At 60.5% G+C, this 17,718-nt stretch carries 14 protein-coding genes; 8 read left to right on the plus strand and 6 right to left on the minus strand.

What is annotated here, in order from left to right; translation table 11 throughout:
- Nucleotides 1-127: 127 nt before the first annotated feature.
- The 4 genes from E3W21_RS08810 to mnmC form a co-directional block, all read right to left on the minus strand.
- On the minus strand, nt 128-1,318 hold the full coding sequence (locus E3W21_RS08810) for an osmoprotectant NAGGN system M42 family peptidase (protein ID WP_129437376.1): 1,191 nt from the start codon (nt 1,316-1,318) through the stop codon (nt 128-130).
- A gap of 176 nt (nt 1,319-1,494) precedes the next feature.
- Nucleotides 1,495-3,243 (minus strand): N-acetylglutaminylglutamine synthetase, encoded by a 1,749-nt coding sequence (gene ngg, locus E3W21_RS08815; protein WP_134419111.1) that lies wholly within the window; start codon nt 3,241-3,243, stop codon nt 1,495-1,497.
- Between the two features lie 3 nt (nt 3,244-3,246).
- Nucleotides 3,247-5,019, minus strand: a complete 1,773-nt coding sequence (locus E3W21_RS08820; RefSeq protein WP_134419112.1) for an N-acetylglutaminylglutamine amidotransferase — start codon at nt 5,017-5,019, stop codon at nt 3,247-3,249.
- A 124-nt stretch (nt 5,020-5,143) separates the two neighbouring features.
- Nucleotides 5,144-7,126, minus strand: coding sequence for a bifunctional tRNA (5-methylaminomethyl-2-thiouridine)(34)-methyltransferase MnmD/FAD-dependent 5-carboxymethylaminomethyl-2-thiouridine(34) oxidoreductase MnmC (mnmC, locus tag E3W21_RS08825; protein WP_134419113.1), 1,983 nt, complete (start codon nt 7,124-7,126; stop codon nt 5,144-5,146).
- 253 nt (nt 7,127-7,379) lie between these two features.
- Between mnmC and pap the strand changes: the two genes are divergently transcribed.
- Together pap and E3W21_RS08835 are read left to right on the plus strand one after the other, a co-directional pair.
- On the plus strand, nt 7,380-8,903 hold the full coding sequence (gene pap / locus E3W21_RS08830) for a polyphosphate:AMP phosphotransferase (protein ID WP_134419114.1): 1,524 nt from the start codon (nt 7,380-7,382) through the stop codon (nt 8,901-8,903).
- Nucleotides 8,904-9,004: 101 nt separating this feature from the next.
- Nucleotides 9,005-10,189 (plus strand): thiolase family protein, encoded by a 1,185-nt coding sequence (locus E3W21_RS08835; RefSeq protein ID WP_129437371.1) that lies wholly within the window; start codon nt 9,005-9,007, stop codon nt 10,187-10,189.
- Nucleotides 10,190-10,311: 122 nt separating this feature from the next.
- Here the strand turns inward: E3W21_RS08835 and E3W21_RS08840 are convergent, their stop codons facing one another.
- A complete protein-coding gene (locus E3W21_RS08840) occupies nt 10,312-10,506 on the minus strand; it encodes a DUF6316 family protein (RefSeq protein ID WP_033055288.1) in 195 nt (64 codons plus the stop codon).
- Between the two features lie 211 nt (nt 10,507-10,717).
- Here E3W21_RS08840 and E3W21_RS08845 point away from each other — a divergent pair, with 211 nt between their 5' ends.
- Nucleotides 10,718-11,677: a DMT family transporter gene (locus tag E3W21_RS08845; RefSeq protein ID WP_129437370.1), complete on the plus strand. Its 960-nt coding sequence runs from the start codon at nt 10,718-10,720 to the stop codon at nt 11,675-11,677.
- A gap of 120 nt (nt 11,678-11,797) precedes the next feature.
- Here the strand turns inward: E3W21_RS08845 and E3W21_RS08850 are convergent, their stop codons facing one another.
- The gene (locus E3W21_RS08850) at nt 11,798-13,192 is read right to left on the minus strand and encodes a class II fumarate hydratase (protein WP_129445056.1); all 1,395 of its coding nucleotides are present in this window, start codon (nt 13,190-13,192) and stop codon (nt 11,798-11,800) included.
- 192 nt (nt 13,193-13,384) lie between these two features.
- Between E3W21_RS08850 and E3W21_RS08855 the strand changes: the two genes are divergently transcribed.
- The 5 genes from E3W21_RS08855 (at nt 13,385) to E3W21_RS08875 (ending at nt 17,717) form a co-directional block, all read left to right on the plus strand.
- A complete protein-coding gene (locus tag E3W21_RS08855; RefSeq protein WP_134419115.1) occupies nt 13,385-13,909 on the plus strand; it encodes a DUF2059 domain-containing protein in 525 nt (174 codons plus the stop codon).
- Nucleotides 13,910-13,921: 12 nt separating this feature from the next.
- On the plus strand, nt 13,922-14,221 hold the full coding sequence (locus tag E3W21_RS08860) for a BolA family transcriptional regulator (RefSeq protein WP_008151216.1): 300 nt from the start codon (nt 13,922-13,924) through the stop codon (nt 14,219-14,221).
- 102 nt (nt 14,222-14,323) lie between these two features.
- Nucleotides 14,324-15,265, plus strand: a complete 942-nt coding sequence (locus tag E3W21_RS08865; RefSeq protein WP_129437369.1) for a rhodanese-related sulfurtransferase — start codon at nt 14,324-14,326, stop codon at nt 15,263-15,265.
- A 3-nt stretch (nt 15,266-15,268) separates the two neighbouring features.
- A complete protein-coding gene (locus tag E3W21_RS08870; RefSeq protein WP_134419116.1) occupies nt 15,269-15,907 on the plus strand; it encodes a DsbA family protein in 639 nt (212 codons plus the stop codon).
- Complete coding sequence (locus tag E3W21_RS08875) at nt 15,900-17,717, plus strand: ABC transporter ATP-binding protein (protein WP_134419117.1); 1,818 nt, start codon at nt 15,900-15,902, stop codon at nt 17,715-17,717. Before E3W21_RS08870 ends, E3W21_RS08875 begins: the two co-directional genes overlap by 8 nt.
- Nucleotide 17,718 lies beyond the last annotated feature (1 nt).

Here is a 17,718-nt window from a genome sequence, read left to right on the forward strand (position 1 = left end):
CGGCGGTTGAACGCACAGGACCAGTAGGAGCTGCCGCAGGCTGCGATCTTTTGATCTTTGGTGTCAGTTGCATCGCTGAAAATCAAAAGATCGCAGCCTGCGGCAGCTCCTACAGTTTTGCGTTCGCTTAGCTATCGTTACGCTGCCCTACGAGACTATCCACCGACGGCACCCGCGTATCGCTTTCCATCTGCGTCTCATGTTCGATCTGATGACTGAAGCGGTCCAGTGAGCCCTTGGCCGGTTGAGCATCGCTGGCAAACACCGGCGGACTCAGAATGTAGGCGCCGAGCAGGCGGCTGAGGGCGGCGAGGCTGTCGATGTGGGTGCGTTCGTAGCCGTGAGTGGCGTCGCAGCCGAAGGCGAGCAGGGCGGTGCGAATGTCATGCCCGGCAGTGACCGCCGAATGGGCATCGCTGAAGTAATAGCGGAACAGGTCACGGCGCACTGGCAATTCGTTGTCACTGGCCAGGCGCAGCAGATGCCGCGACAGGTGATAGTCGTAAGGTCCACCGGAATCCTGCATTGCCACGCTCACCGCGTGTTCGCTGGAATGCTGACCCGGCGCGACCGGGGCAATGTCGATGCCGACGAATTCGCTGACGTCCCAAGGTAATGCCGCCGCGGCGCCGCTGCCGGTTTCCTCGGTGATGGTGAACAGCGGATGGCAGTCGATCATCAGCTCTTCGCCACTGTCGACGATCGCTTTCAATGCCGCCAGCAATGCGGCAACACCGGCTTTGTCATCGAGATGTCGGGCGCTGATGTGGCCGCTTTCGGTGAACTCCGGTAAAGGGTCGAAGGCGACAAAATCACCAACGCTGATCCCAAGAGAGTCGCAATCGGCACGCGTGGCGCAATAGGCGTCCAGGCGCAATTCGATGTGATCCCAACTGATCGGCATTTCATCCACGGCGGTATTGAACGCATGCCCGGAAGCCATCAGCGGCAGCACGCTGCCACGGATCACGCCGTTGTCGGTAAACAGGCTGACCCGGCTGCCCTCGGCAAAACGGCTGGACCAGCAGCCGACAGGCGCCAGGGTCAGACGACCGTTGTCCTTGATCGCGCGAACCGCCGCGCCGATGGTGTCGAGGTGAGCGGAGACTGCGCGGTCGGGGCTGTTCTTCTTGCCCTTGAGGGTGGCGCGGATGGTGCCGCGACGGGTCATCTCAAAGGGAATGCCCAGTTCTTCAAGCCGTTCGGCGACGTACCGCACGATGGTGTCGGTGAACCCGGTCGGGCTGGGAATGGCGAGCATTTCCAGCAGGACTTTTTGCAGGTAGTTCAGATCCGGTTCGGGAATTTTGCTGGTCATGGAAACTCCTGATGAGTTGAGGCCATCGATGGTTTCGATGAAGGGAAAGAATCTGTGTGCCTGTCAGGCCGCCTTCGCGAGCAAGTCGGATCGCCGCACCGCCGCTCCCACAGGGGAATGCGGTCAAATGTGGGAGCGGGCTTGCTCGCGAAGGCGCCAGTCCAGGCACTACATCATTAAGAAACCGCCGGCTGACTATGCGGAAACAACAAGTCCACAAACCGCTCAGCCGTCGGCTGCGGCTCATGGTTAGCCAACCCGGCACGTTCATTGGCTTCGATAAACACATACTCCGGCTGATCGGCGGCAGGCACCATCAGGTCGAGCCCGACCATCGGAATGTCCAATGCCCGTGCTGCACGCACCGCCGCATCCACCAAGGTCGGATGCAGAATCGCCGTGACGTCCTCAAGAATCCCGCCGGTGTGAAGATTCGCCGTACGCCGTACGAACAGATGCTCGCCCGCCGGCAGAATACTGCTGTAGTCATAACCCGCCGCTGCCAAGGTGCGCTCGGTCTCATGGTCCAGCGGGATTTTGCTTTCACCGCTGGTAGCCGCCTGACGACGCCGGCTCTGGGCTTCGATCAGCGCACCGATGGAATGCTGACCATCGCCCACCACTTCAGCCGGTCGGCGAATAGCCGCGGCGACCACCTCAAAACCGATCACCACAATTCGCAAATCGAGTCCTTCGTGGAAGCTCTCCAGCAGCACTCGACTGTCGAACTGGCGAGCGGATTCGATGGCTTGCTGGACCTCTTCGATGGTCCGTAAATCCACCGCGACGCCTTGGCCCTGTTCGCCATCCAGCGGTTTGACCACCACCCGTTCGTGCTCGTCGAGAAACGCCAGATTGTCATCGGCGTTGCCGGCCAGTTGCTGCGACGGCAAGTTCAAACCGGCGGCCTTGAGCACTTTGTGCGTCAGGCTTTTGTCCTGGCACAGGCTCATGCTGATGGCGCTGGTCAAGTCGCTGAGGGATTCTCGGCAACGCACTCTGCGCCCGCCATGGCTGAGGGTGAACATCCCGGCGTCGGCGTCATCGACTTGTACATCGATGCCGCGACGGTGAGCTTCCTCAACGATGATCCGTGCATAAGGATTGAACTCGGCTTCGGGACCCGGGCCCAGAAACAACGGCTGATTGATGCCGTTTTTGCACTTGATGGCGAAGGTCGACAGGTTGCGAAACCCCAGCTTGGCGTAAAGACTTTTCGCCTGCCGGTTGTCGTGCAGCACCGACAGGTCCAGGTAACTCAGCCCACGGCTCATGAAGTGCTCGATCAAATGCCGCACCAGCACTTCACCGACACCCGGTCGTGAACATTGCGGATCGACCGCCAGGCACCACATGCTGCTGCCATTTTCCGGATCGTTGAACGCCTTGTGATGGTTGAGGCCCATGACGCTGCCGATGATCGCGCCACTGTCCTCATCTTCGGCCAGCCAATAGACGGGCCCACCCTGATGACGCGGGGTCAGCAAGTTGGCGTCGATCGGCAACATGCCGCGCAACTGATACAGCTGATTGATCGCCTGCCAGTCCGCATCACTCTGGGCCCTGCGGATGCGAAAACCGCGAAACACCCGAGTGGACTGGCGGTAGTCACTGAACCACAGGCGCAAGGTGTCGGACGGGTCGAGAAACAGCTGGGTCGGCTCCAACCCCAACACTTGCTGAGGCGCAGCCACGTACAGGGCGATGTCGCGTTCACCGGCGTGCTCGTTGAGCAACTCTTGGGCCAGGCTCGCCGCATCCGGGAAGGTATGGCCGATCAGCAACCGGCCCCAACCGCAATGCACGGCGATCGGTGCGGCGCCCAATTCACTGCCGTCTTCGGCCAGGCGGGCCTGCAAGCGTTCGTAAGAGGGCGCCTGACCGCGTAACAAGCGTTGGCTGTAGGCCGTGGCGTGGGGTTTCATCGATCAGATTCCTTGTTCACTGAGCCACAGATTCAGGGCCGCCAATTGCCACAGCTTGGAACCGCGCAACGGAGTCAGCTGGCCTTGCGGATCGGTCAGCAGGCGGTCGAGCATCTCTGGCTTGAACAGGCCGCGATCCTGACTCGGATCAAGCAGCAGTTCGCGCACCCAGTTCAGCGTGTCGCCCTGCAAATGCTTCAGTCCAGGGACCGGGAAGTAACCTTTTTTGCGATCGATCACTTCACTCGGAATCACCAACCGTGCGGCTTCTTTCAAGACTTGCTTGCCGCCATCCGGCAGTTTGAACTTGCCCGGCACGCGCGCCGACAATTCCACCAGGCGATAGTCGAGAAACGGCGTACGCGCTTCCAGACCCCAGGCCATGGTCATGTTGTCGACGCGTTTGACCGGGTCGTCCACCAGCATGATCGTGCTGTCCAGACGCAGGGCTTTGTCCACCGCTGCATCGGCACCGGGCTGTGCGAAATGTTCTTTGACGAAGTCACCGGCGGCGTCATTGGCCGTCAGCCATTTCGGCTGCACGGTAGCGGCGTAGTCGTCGTAGCTGCGGTCGAAAAACGCATCGCGATAGGCGGCGTACGCATCATCGGCACCGTCGACTTGTGGATACCAGTGATAACCGGCGAACAACTCGTCTGCACCCTGGCCGCTCTGCACCACTTTGCAATGCTTGGCCACTTCGCGGGACAGCAGATAGAAAGCAATGCAGTCATGGCTGACCATCGGCTCGCTCATGGCGCGGAACGCCGCAGGCAGTTGCTCAATGATCTCTTTTTCGTCGATGCGCAATTGGTGATGCTGCGTGCCGTAGTGCTTGGCGATCAGGTCCGAATACTGGAACTCGTCGCCGCGCTCGCCGCCGGCATCCTGGAAACCGATGGAGAAGGTCGACAGGTTTTCAACACCAACTTCACGCAACAGACCGACCAGCAGGCTCGAATCGACCCCGCCCGAAAGCAGGACACCCACATCGACCGCCGCACGTTGACGGATCGCCACCGCGTCACGGGTGCTGTCGAGTACACGGTCGCGCCAGTCTTCGAGTGTCAGATTCATCTCGTCGGCGTGTGGGCCGTAGGGCAGGGTCCACCAGGTTTTCTGCTCGGTGGTGCCGTCCGCTTCGATGCGCATCCAGGTCGCCGGTGGCAGTTTTTCGATGCCGGCCAGCAAGGTGCGCGGGGCCGGGACCACAGCGTGGAAATTCAGATAATGATTGAGCGCCACCGGATCGAGGATCGGGTTGATGTCGCCGCCCTTGAGCAGCGCCGGCAACGCCGAGGCAAAGCGCAGGCGCTGGCCGGTGCGCGATAGGTACAGCGGCTTCACGCCCAGACGATCGCGGGCGATGAACAGGCGTTTAGCGTCGCGCTCCCAGATGGCGAAGGCAAACATGCCGTTGAGCTTGGGCAGCAAGGCTTCGCCCCAGGCGTGATAACCCTTGAGCAGCACTTCCGTGTCACCACCGGAATAGAACGCGTAACCAAGGCTTTCAAGCTCGGCGCGCAGTTCGGGGAAGTTGTAGATCGCGCCGTTGAAGGCCAGGGACAAGCCCAGTTGGTTGTCGACCATCGGCTGCGCCGAGCCGTCCGACAGGTCCATGATTTTCAGGCGACGATGGCCCAGGGCAATCGGCCCTTGGGCATGAAAGCCCCATGCGTCAGGGCCACGAGGGGCCAGGTGATGGGTGATTCGTTCAACGGCCGCGAGGTCCGCAGGTTGATGATCAAAGCGTAACTCGCCAGCTAATCCGCACATAAATTCCTTACCGGTTTTTCCGTTGGGGAGGGTCAATCGATACCGCGCCAAAAACGACGGGTACTCAGAAACTGACCCGGCTGAATCCCCGGAGTTTTAGACCGATAAGTTATAAGGCACGCCGTCAGACTTTTCCGCGGATCAACTGGCGCACGGCAAAACGGTTGGGATGGCAGGCCTCAGCGACCGCTCTGGGCAGCGGTAAAGGCTCGTTTTCGATCCATGCCGCCAGCAATTCACCTGACAGTGGCGCGGTGATCAAGCCGCGAGAACCGTGGCCGCTGTTGACGTAAAAACCCTCAAGCCAGGGGCAGGGAATGTCCGGTACTTGCCGGGCGTCCTTGCTCAGTACGGCGTAGGCCTCGGCGAACGCTGCTTGCTCGGCCAACGGGCCAACGATCGGCAGGTAGTCCGGACTGGTGCAGCGGAACGCGGCGCGTCCTTCAAGCTGTTGCGGGTCCAGTGCCTGAGCATGCAGTCGCGTGGCCAGGTCGGGGGAGATTTCCTTGAGCAAGGCCAGGTTGTCGAGGTGTTCGGCGAGGGTTGGGGTCAGGTCATCGCTCTTGAAGTCGAAGCTGGCGCCGAGGGTGTGTTCGCCCAATCGAGCCGGCGCCACATAGCCTTCGGCACAGACGACGGTGGCCAGGCTCTGGCTTTCGGGTGTTTGCGCCAGTCGGGTGATCTGGCCGCGAATGCGCTTGAGGGGCAGCTCGGCGCTGTGTGGAAAACGCTTGATCTCGGCGGCGCCGGCCAGGATCACCACGGGGGCACTGGCCAGCAAATCATCACCGTCCCAGGCCTGCCAATGATCATCAATCTTGCGCAGTTCCAGGACATCGCGATGGGGCAGCCACTGGATGTTCGCCGAAGACGCCTGCCAATGGCACAACGCCGGCGGATGAATCCAGCCGCCCTCCGGGAAGAATAATCCGCCGTGCTCCAGGGCGATGCCGGCCTGAGTCTGGGCTTGCGGTTGATCGAGCAAGTGCACCAGGTCTGGCGAAAAGGCGGCGGCCAATTGCGCCTGACGCTCCGCTTCCTTGGCGTTGAAGGCCAGTTGCAAGACCCCGCAATCGTCCCAGTCGACGCCCCGTTGCAGATGTTCGAGCAAGCGCCGGGTGTGACCGAAACCACTGACAATCAACTGCGACAACGCGGTGCCATGGGCCGAAAGCTTGAGGTACAAAACGCCCTGAGGATTGCCCGAGGCTTCTTGCGCCAGCGCATCGTGACGCTCCAGAAGGCTCACTTGCCAGCCGCGCGCAGCGAGGCTGGCGGCGCTGGCGCAACCGGCCAGGCCGGCGCCGATCACTAAGGCACGACGTTCGCCGTTCAGCGGCGCTGGACGCGCAAACCACGGTTTAGCCAGGACTGGCACCGGGACGTTCTCAGGCCAGCCGAGGAATACGCCTCGCAGGATTTCCCATTTGTGGCCAATGCCGGGCGTGCGCTTCATCTTGAAGCCCGCCGCATTCAGCAGACGGCGCACCCAACCGGTGCTGGTGAAGGTGCTGATGGTCGAGCCGGGGGCCGCCAGACGCGCCAGTTCGGCGAACAGTTCGGCGGTCCACATGTTGGGGTTTTTCGCCGGGGCAAAACCGTCGAGAAACCAGGCGTCGATCTGCGCGTCCAGTTGCGGCAATTGTTCCAGGGCATCGCCGATCAGCAGGGTCAGGGTCACGCGGCCATTGTCCAGCACCAGGCGCTGGAAGCCTGGGTGGATTGCGATGTATTGCGTCAGCAGTTGATCGGCAAACGGTTTGAGTTCCGGCCACAAGGCCAAGGCACGCTGCAGATCGGGCAGGCTCAGCGGGTATTTTTCGACACTGACAAAATGCAGCCGCGCCCCGGCCACCGCGTGCTGTTCGAACAGCTGCCAGGCGCAAAGGAAATTCAGCCCGGTGCCGAAACCGGTCTCGCCAATCACCAGTCGACCGCCGGCCGGCAACGCGGCAAAACGTTCACGCAAAGCGTTCTGTTCGAGGAACACGTAACGGGTTTCGTCCAGCCCCGACAGATCGGAAAAATACACATCATCGAACACCCGCGAACGCGGGAGCCCTTGGTCGTCCCAGTCGAGCTGGGCGTGGGGTAATACAGGTTTCATGGCAGGCTCGGCAACGGCAAGGCGGCCATTCTAGCCGATCGCCGGGGCGGTGCTTGATCCATGGCAAGCCTCAGGATGGCGTGCTTGTACAAAATAGTGGTGACCGCAAAAGATCGCAGCCTGCGGCAGCTCCTACGGGTGTACGCCAATCCCGCGTAGGAGCTGCCGCAGGCTGCGATCTTTTGGCCATTTTTGCATCACCGCAATCCTTGAACTTCCGTTAGTCTTGCTTAATCTGGAAAGGGAGCCATCCATGTTCGAATCCGCCGAAATCGGTCACGCCATCGACAAAGAAACCTACGACGCCGAAGAACCGGCCCTGCGTGAAGCCTTGCTCGAAGCGCAGTTCGAACTTCACCAGCAGCGCCGCTTTCCGGTGATCATTCTGATCAATGGCATCGAAGGCGCCGGCAAGGGCGAGACGGTCAAGTTGCTTAACGAATGGATGGATCCACGCTTGATTGAGGTCCGCACGTTCGATCAGCAGACCGACGAAGAGCTGGCTCGGCCACCGGCCTGGCGCTACTGGCGGATGCTCCCGGCCAAGGGCCGCATGGGGATTTTCTTCGGCAACTGGTACAGCCAGATGCTGCAAGGCCGGGTTCATGGCTTGTTCAAGGACCCGGTGCTGGATCAGGCGATAAACCAGTCCGAGCGCTTTGAAAAAATGCTCTGCGACGAAGGCGCGCTGATCTTCAAGTTCTGGTTCCACCTCTCCAAGAAGCAAATGAAGGCGCGGCTCAAGGCCCTGGCGGATGACCCGCTGCACAGTTGGCGCATCAGTCCACTGGACTGGCAACAATCGAAAACCTACGACAAATTCGTGAAGTACGGCGAACGCGTGTTGCGCCGTACCAGTCGCGACTACGCGCCTTGGCATGTGATCGAAGGGGTGGACCCTCATTACCGCAGCCTGGCGGTGGGCAAGATCCTGCTCGAAGGCCTGCAAAATGCTCTGAAGCGTCCCGAGATCCATCCCGGCAAGGTCAATGCCGCGCCGTTGCCCATCAGTGTCGATCAGATGAACCTGCTCGACAGCCTGGATTTGACTCAGAGTCTGGACAAGGACGATTACGAAGAACAATTGATTACCGAGCAGGCGCGATTTTCCGGCCTGATGCGCGACAAACGCATGCGTCGGCACGCCCTGGTGGCGGTGTTCGAGGGCAATGATGCGGCTGGCAAGGGCGGGGCGATCCGCCGGGTTGCGGCGGCCCTCGATCCGCGTCAGTACAGCATCGTGCCGATTGCCGCGCCCACCGAAGAGGAACGTGCGCAACCTTATCTATGGCGGTTCTGGCGGCACATCCCGGCCAAGGGCAAGTTCACGGTGTTCGATCGTTCGTGGTACGGGCGGGTGCTGGTGGAGCGCATCGAAGGCTTCTGTCCACCGGCGGACTGGTTACGGGCCTACAGTGAAATCAATGATTTCGAAGAGCAGATCGCTGAGGCCGGAGTGATCGTGGTCAAGTTCTGGCTGGCCATCGACAAGCAGACGCAACTGGAGCGTTTCCAGGCCCGGGAAGAAATCCCCTTCAAGCGTTTCAAGATTACCGAAGATGACTGGCGCAATCGTGACAAATGGGACGATTACCGCGCGGCGGTCGGCGACATGGTTGATCGCACCAGCACCGAGATTTCGCTCTGGACACTGGTGGAAGCCAATGACAAGCGCTGGGCGCGGGTCAAAGTCCTGCGCACCATCAATCTGGCGCTGGAAGAGGCGTTTGAAAAATCCGACAAACACGACAGGAAAGCGAAACAGCACAACAAGTGAGCGATGGTTGCGCATACGCGGGGTGAATGATTGTCGCGGTCGGTAATGCAGTGGACTTATGCTCGGTCCACTCTCAACCGACAACAACAATGAGGTATGCCATGCGTGAAGTGGTGATCGTCGACAGCGTGCGGACCGGCCTGGCCAAATCCTTTCGCGGCAAGTTCAACCTGACCCGTCCGGACGACATGGCGGCCCATTGCGTCAATGCGCTGCTGGCGCGCTCGGGCATCGATCCGGCCAGCGTCGAGGATTGCATCGTCGGTGCCGGTTCCAATGAAGGTGGCCAGGGTTTCAACATCGGTCGCAACATCGCGGTGCTGTCGCGCCTGGGCACCGGCACTGCCGGCATGACCCTCAACCGTTTTTGCTCGTCGGGCTTGCAGGCGATCGCCATCGCCGCCAACCAGATTGCTTCGGGTTGCAGCGACATCATCGTCGCCGGTGGCGTCGAGTCCATCAGCCTGACCATGAAAAGCATCAACACCGACAACCTAATCAACCCGCTGCTCAAAGAGCAAGTGCCAGGCATCTATTTCCCGATGGGCCAGACGGCCGAAATCGTCGCTCGTCGTTACGACGTCCGCCGCGAAGAACAGGATCTGTACGCGCTGCAAAGTCAGCAACGTACCGCTCAGGCTCAGGCCGCTGGATTGTTTGACGACGAAATCGTGCCGATGGCGGTGAAGTATCGGGTTGAAGACAAGGCCACAGGGCAAGTGCAGATCCTTGACGGCATCGTCGATCACGATGACTGCAATCGCCCGGGCACCACTCTGGAAAGCCTGGCGGGATTGAAACCGGTGTTTGCCGAAGACGGTTCGGTGACGGCGGGCAATTCTTCGCAGCTGTCCGATGGCGCGTCGATGACGCTGGTGATGAGCCTGGAAAAAGCACTGGAACTGGGGTTGAAGCCTAAGGCGTTCTTCCGTGGTTTCACCGTGGCCGGTTGCGAGCCGGATGAAATGGGCATCGGTCCGGTGTTTTCGGTGCCGAAATTGCTCAAGGCCAAGGGTTTGCGGGTTGCCGACATTGATCTGTGGGAACTCAACGAAGCGTTCGCCTCGCAATGCCTGTACAGCCGCATTCGGTTGGAGATCGATAACGACAAGTACAACGTCAACGGCGGTTCGATTTCCATCGGCCATCCGTTCGGCATGACCGGTTCGCGTCAGGTCGGGCATCTCGTGCGTGAATTGCAGCGCCGCAACGTGCGTTACGGCATCGTCACCATGTGTGTGGGTGGCGGGATGGGGGCGACCGGGTTGTTTGAAGCGGTGCGTTAAGTCTGGGCGATTTGTGTTGGCTGATTAACCGCTTTCGCGAGCAAGCCCGCTCCCACAGGGATCTAGTGTGCGGCATAGATCCAATGTGGGAGCGGGCTTGCTCGCGAAGGCAGCGCCGCGGTCTATAGGCTCATCCGCAAAAGCAGCATCCGCTCGATGTAAGCCTGTACCTCCCGCGCCAACTTCTCCGGATTTTCAAACGGCCCCTCCAGGGTGTTTTCCCGGGTGCTGAAATACAAATCCCCATTCACACGACACACTCGGTCACAGCGAAAGTGCGTGGCGGGGGCATTGTCCTGGGCGCGTTTGCCGTACATGGCGATCTCCTGAGGAATGTTCCTGTTGGCGAATCCCATGAGCTTATGCATGAACCACTTGCAACGCCTGGCCAACCGATCGACGGCATAGCGCCAATTTAATGGTGCGACCAGCACAGTTTCATTCGCGGCCAACGCCCAACTGTCCCTGTGTGCCGAACGGCGCTAAGCCTAGAATGACCTTTCTCGCCACTTGGCTTCGGGGTTCGCAATGCACATTTCATCAGGTCGCTGGGTTTACGGTCTTTTCCTGGCCTTGGTGACCGCGCTGCTGTGGGGAATCCTGCCGATCAAACTCAAGCAAGTGCTGCTGGTGATGGACCCGGTGACGGTGACCTGGTTTCGACTGATCGTATCCGGCGGGTGCCTGTTCATTTATCTGGCGGCGACCAAACGCCTGCCGAGCCGCAAGGTGCTCGGGCCGCGTGGTGGCTGGTTGGTGTTGATGGCAGTGCTCGGCCTGGTGGGCAACTACGTGCTGTACCTGATGGGCCTGAACCTGCTTAGCCCCGGCACCGCGCAACTGGTGGTGCAGATGGGCCCGATCATGTTGCTGATCGCCAGTCTGTTTGTGTTCAAGGAACGGTTCAGCGTGGGGCAGGGGATTGGCCTGCTGGTGCTGTTGATCGGCTTTGCCCTGTTTTTCAATCAGCGCCTGGCCGAGTTACTGACCTCGCTGACCGATTACACCGCCGGCGTGTTGTTGGTGCTGTTGGCATCCACGGTCTGGACGTTTTACGCCTTGGGCCAGAAGCAATTGCTCACGGTGTGGAATTCGTTTCAGGTCATGATGGTGATCTATCTGTTCTGCGCACTGTTGTTGACGCCGTGGGTGCACCCGCTGGAAGCGCTGCAACTGAGTCCGCTGCAAGGCTGGCTACTGCTGGCGTGCTGCATGAATACGCTGATTGCTTATGGCGCGTTTGCCGAGGCTTTGGCCCATTGGGAGGCATCGCGGGTCAGTGCGACGCTGGCGATTACGCCGTTGGTGACGTTTGCTGCGGTGGCCGTGGCGGCGTGGTTGTGGCCGGACTATGTGCATGCCGAGACGATCAATGGTCTGGGGTATGGCGGGGCGGTGCTGGTGGTGCTGGGGTCGGCGCTGGTGGCGTTAGGGCCGTCGTTGATTGCGGGGCTCAGAGCGCGGCGAATGAAGATGGCCGCCAGTTAAACTGCGTTATCGTTCTTCGCGAGCAAGCCCGCACACATTTAACCGCGTTCTATCAGAAGAATGCGGTCCCTTGTGGGAGCGGGCTTGCTCGCGAAAGCTGACTGTCAGGCACTACACAACTCAGCCCTTGGCACCGGCCTCAATCATATTCTCCGGCCGCACCCACGCATCAAACTCTTCATCCGTCAGATACCCCAACTGCAACGCCGCCTCACGCAGGGTCAGCCCTTCCGCGTAAGCCTTTTTGGCGATCTCTGCCGATTTGTCATAGCCAATGTGCGGATTCAGCGCCGTCACCAGCATCAACCCACGCTCCAGATGTTCAGCCATTTTCTCTGCATCCGGTTCCAGGCCGGCGATGCAATGCTGCTGGAAGTTGCTGCAGCCATCGCCGAGCAGGCGGATCGATTGCAGCAGGTTGTGGATGATCACCGGTTTGAACACGTTCAATTGCAAATGGCCCTGACTCGCTGCAAACCCGATGGCGACGTCGTTGCCCAAGACCTGACAAGCCAGCATCGACAGGGCTTCGCACTGAGTCGGGTTGACCTTGCCCGGCATGATCGAGCTGCCCGGTTCGTTGGCCGGCAGTTTCACTTCGGCGAAGCCTGCTCGCGGCCCGGAGCCCAGCAGGCGCAGGTCGTTGGCGATTTTCATCAGGGTCACGGCGAGGGTTTTCAGCGCGCCGGACAGCGTGGTCAGCGGCTCATGGCCAGCCAGGGCGGCGAATTTGTTGGGTGCGGTGACGAACGGCAGGCCGGAGAGGGCGGCCAGTTCGGCAGCGATGGCTTCGCCAAAACCGTGGGGCGAGTTCAGCCCGGTGCCGACCGCGGTGCCGCCCTGGGCCAGTTCACAGACGGCCGGCAGCGCGCTGCGGATCGCCCGTTCGGCGTAATCCAGCTGCGCGATGAACGCCGACAGTTCCTGACCGAAGGTAATCGGCGTCGCGTCCATCATGTGGGTGCGACCGGTCTTGACCAGTTTCATGTGCCGCGCCGCCAGCTCGGCCAATCCGCCGGACAGTTCGCTGATCGCCGGCAGCAATTGCTGTTGCACGGCCTGGGCTGCCGCGATGTGCATGGCGGTCGGGAAACAGTCGTTGGAACTCTGGGAGCGGTTAACGTGATCGTTAGGGTGAACCGGCGACTTGCCGCCGCGAGCTTTACCGGCCAGTTCGTTGGCGCGACCGGCGATCACTTCATTGACGTTCATGTTGCTCTGGGTGCCGCTGCCGGTCTGCCAGACCACCAGCGGGAACTGGTCGTCGTGGCTGCCGTCGAGCACTTCGTCGGCGGCCTGTTCAATCAGTCGGGCGATGTCGGCGGGCAGGTCGCCGTTGCGGTCATTGACCCGCGCCGCGGCTTTCTTGATCAGCGCCAGGGCATGCAGCACTGCCAGCGGCATGCGTTCGTTGCCGATCGCGAAGTTAATCAGCGAGCGTTGCGTCTGAGCGCCCCAGTAGGCTTCATCCGGGACTTCCACCTGGCCAAGGCTGTCGGTTTCGATTCGGCTCATCATGCACACTCCTGTAGGTCTGATAGCGCAGTTTAGGCCGTGATCGCCGGTCGTGGTTCCATCAGTCTGGAATTTGACCGTTCAACCCCTATAAATCAGGCCCGACAAGGCTTGGGGTTGAGCCACACAGTTTTTTAGGCGCAGAATGGACGCCCTTGGGGTTTTACCTCGCCTGCTAGAAAAGGAAACTCGATGACTCGTCTTCGTGCCATCTGTACCGCGGTTGCACTGGTTTGCGCCAGCGGCCCTGTTTTTGCCGATACCGCCAGCCACAACGCCAGTGCCGAAGCGTTCCTGACCCTGGCGCACGCTGACAAATTGGGCACTCCGGTGTACATGCAAGTGCAGCAAATGTTCGCTCAGCGCTTTGCTCAGACCAAAGCCCCTGAATCGAAAAAGGCCTTGCTGGAGACCTACCAGGCCAAAGCCAACGCCGCGCTGGACCAAGCCATTGGCTGGAACAAGCTGAAGCCGGACATGGTCAAGCTCTACACCACCAACTTCAGCGAATCGGAGCTGAAAGACCTGGTCGCGTTCTACCAGTCGCCACTGGGCAAGAAAGTCCTGGAAAAAATGCCGCAGCTGACTCAGCAATCGGCCCAGATGACTCAAGCCAAGCTGGAAAGCGCCGTGCCTGTGGTCAACAAACTGCTGGCTGACATGACGGCCGAGCTGGAGCCTAAAGGCGCCGCTGCTCCAGCCAAGAAAAAGCCTTAAGCGGAGTTCGGTATGACCATGCAACAACGCATCGAATCGACGCTGGGCCTGTTGCAGCCGCAGCATCTGCAAGTGCTGGATGAAAGCCACATGCACAGCCGTGGGTTGCAGACCCACTTCAAGGCCGTGGTGGTCAGCCAGCAGTTCGAAGGGCTCAACCGTGTCAAGCGTCACCAGAAAGTCTACGGCACGCTCGGCGAGCTGATGGGCGAGTTCCATGCGTTGGCGCTGCATACCTATACGCCAGAGGAATGGGCACAGATCGACGCGGCTCCGGCCTCGCCGACCTGTGCTGGCGGCAGTAAGCATTAAGCATCGGTTTTTTGCTAGAATCCGCAACGCGCCGCTCACCCGGCGCGTTTTTTTTCGCATCCGGTTCACCCCTTACGAGGGTAGCCACCTGGAGAATCACCCATGACACAACAGATTGTCGTGGCGGCACTGTATAAGTTCGTCACCCTGGAAGATTACGTCGCCTTGCGCGAGCCGCTGCTGCAAGCGATGGTCGACAACGGCATCAAAGGCACGCTGCTGATCGCCGAAGAAGGGATCAACGGCACCGTGTCCGGCAGCCGCGAAGGCATTGACGGGCTGATGGCCTGGCTCAAGAACGACCCACGCATGGACGACATCGACCACAAAGAGTCGTACTGCGACGACCAGCCGTTCTATCGCACCAAAGTCAAACTCAAGAAAGAAATCGTCACCCTCGGCGTCGAAGGCGTGGATCCGAACAAGAAGGTCGGCACCTACGTCGATCCAGAGAACTGGAACGCGCTGATCAGCGATCCGCAAGTGCTGTTGATCGACACCCGCAACGACTACGAAGTCTCGATCGGCACCTTCGAAGGCGCCATCGACCCGAAGACCACCAGTTTTCGCGAATTCCCCGACTACATCAAAGCCAATTTCGACCCGGCCGTGCACAAGAAAGTCGCGATGTTCTGTACCGGCGGCATTCGTTGTGAAAAGGCGTCCAGCTATATGCTCAGCCAGGGTTTCGACGAGGTCTATCACCTCAAGGGCGGCATTCTGAAGTACCTCGAAGAGGTGCCACAGGAAGAAACCAAATGGCAGGGCGACTGCTTCGTGTTCGATAACCGCGTGACCGTTCGTCACGACCTCAGCGAAGGCGACTACGATCAATGTCATGCCTGTCGTACACCGATCAGCGCCTCCGACCGCACATCCGAGCACTACGTGGCCGGCATCAGTTGCCCGCATTGCTGGGATAAGCTGAGCGAGAAGACCCGTCGCAGTGCCATCGACCGGCAAAAGCAGATCGAACTGGCCAAGGCTCGCAACCTGCCTCACCCGATCGGCTACAACTACAAGCAAACTCCTTCCGAGGCTTGAACCATGTCTGCACAACGCCTGCTCTATGTGATGGATCCGATGTGTTCCTGGTGCTGGGGCTTCGCGCCGGTGGCCAACGCGCTGGTCGAGCAGGCGCAAGCAGCGGGGGTGGACGTGCACCTGGTGGTGGGCGGTTTGCGCACCGGCAGCGGCTCCGCGCTGGAGCCGACCACCCGGCGCTATATCCTTGAGCATTGGCAGGCGGTCACCGAGGCCACGGGCCAACCGTTCAAGCTGGAAGGTGCGTTGCCCGACGGGTTTGTCTACGACACCGAACCTGCCTGTCGGGCGCTGGCGACCGCGCGCAGCCTGGCGCCGGATTGCGCGTGGAAACTGCTCGGGCTGATTCAGCACGCGTTTTACGCCGAAGGTCGCGACGTCACACACGCCAGCGTTCTGGTGGAGCTGGCGGAGCAGGCCGGTCTGCCGCGTATCGAGTTCGCCGCCGCGTTCGACCGTGCCGATCAGCACGCCGCGACGGCGGCTGATTTCACCTGGGTCCAGGACCTGGGCATTGCCGGTTTCCCTACCTTACTGGCTGAGCGTGATGGTCAATTGGCGCTGTTGACCAATGGCTATCAGCCCCTCAGCGTATTGTCTCCGTTGCTCGGCCGCTGGCTGGAGCGCGCTGCCTGTGCATGATCTGCCCGACGAAGCGCCAGCTCCTTCACGTGTCGACCGTCTGAGCTGGGCAGAAATCCGTCGCCTGGCGCTGCATCACAAGAAATCCCTTTGGATCGCCAACGGCGTGGCGGTGTTGGCAACCCTGTGTAGCGTACCAATTCCCTTGCTCCTGCCGTTGCTGGTGGACGAAGTGCTACTGGGCCACGGTGACGCCGCACTGAAAGTCATGAACCACGCGCTGCCCGACGACTGGCAAAAAGCGGCGGGCTACATCGGCCTGATGCTGCTGGTGACTTTGTTGCTACGCTGTGGCGCCTTGTTCTTCAACGTGGTTCAGGCAAAGTTGTTTGCGGCACTGGCCAAAGACATCGTGTATCGCATTCGCACACGGCTGATCGAACGGCTCAAGCGCATTTCCCTGGGCGAATACGAAAGCCTGGGCAGCGGCACGGTCACCACGCACCTGGTCACCGACCTGGACACCGTGGACAAATTCGTCGGCGAAACCCTCAGTCGCTTCCTCGTGGCCATGCTGACGCTGGTCGGCACCGCGAGCATTCTTATCTGGATGCACTGGAAGCTGGCGCTGCTGATCATGCTGTTCAACCCACTGGTGATCTACGCCACGGTACTGCTGGGCAAACGGGTCAAACACCTGAAGAAACTCGAGAACGACAGCACCTCGCGCTTCACCCAGGCGCTGACCGAAACCCTCGACTCCATTCAGGAAGTACGCGCCGGCAACCGTCAGGGATTTTTCCTTGGACGCCTGGGTCAACGCGCCCGGGAAGTGCGCGATTACGCGGTGAACTCGCAGTGGAAAACCGATGCCTCGAACCGTGCCAGCGGCTTGCTGTTCCAGTTCGGCATCGATATTTTCCGTGCGGCGGCGATGCTCACCGTGCTGTTTTCCGACCTGTCCATCGGCCAGATGCTGGCGGTGTTCAGCTACCTGTGGTTCATGATCGGTCCGGTGGAACAGCTGCTGAATCTGCAGTACGCCTATTACGCGGCCGGCGGCGCGCTGTCGCGGATCAACGAGTTGCTGGCCCGGGCCGATGAGCCTGAATACCCGGGCGGTGTCGACCCGTTCAACGGTCGCGAAACCGTTGGCATCGAAGTCCAGGGATTGAGTTTCGGTTACGGCGACGAGCTGGTGTTGAACCAGATGAACCTGTCGATCGCCCCCGGCGAAAAAGTCGCGATTGTCGGCGCCAGCGGTGGTGGCAAAAGTACCTTGGTGCAGTTGCTGCTGGGCCTGTACACGCCGCTCGCCGGGACGATCCGCTTCGGCGGCTCGACCCAGCAAGAGATCGGCCTGGAAACCGTGCGGGAAAATGTCGCCGTGGTCCTGCAACATCCGGCGCTGTTCAACGACACTATCCGCGCCAACCTGACCATGGGCCGCGAACGCAGCGACGAAGCCTGCTGGCAGGCTTTGGAGATTGCTCAGTTGCACCACACGGTTCGTGAGTTGCCCAACGGCCTGGACAGCATCGTTGGACGTTCCGGCGTGCGGTTATCCGGCGGGCAACGCCAACGCCTGGCGATTGCGCGGATGGTGCTGGCCGAGCCCAAGGTGGTGATCCTCGACGAAGCCACCTCAGCGCTGGATGCCGCCACCGAGTACAACCTGCACCAGGCGTTGGCGCGGTTCTTGAGCAACCGCACCACGCTGATCATTGCGCACCGGTTATCGGCAGTGAAACAGGCTGATCGGGTGCTGGTGTTTGATGGCGGGCAAATTGCCGAAGATGGTGACCATCAGCAGTTGATTGCTGATGGTGGTTTGTACGCCAAGCTGTATGGGCATTTGCAGCAACATTAGA

This window comes from Pseudomonas sp. F01002, from assembly GCF_004402115.1.
GTDB lineage: Bacteria > Pseudomonadota > Gammaproteobacteria > Pseudomonadales > Pseudomonadaceae > Aquipseudomonas > Aquipseudomonas frigoris.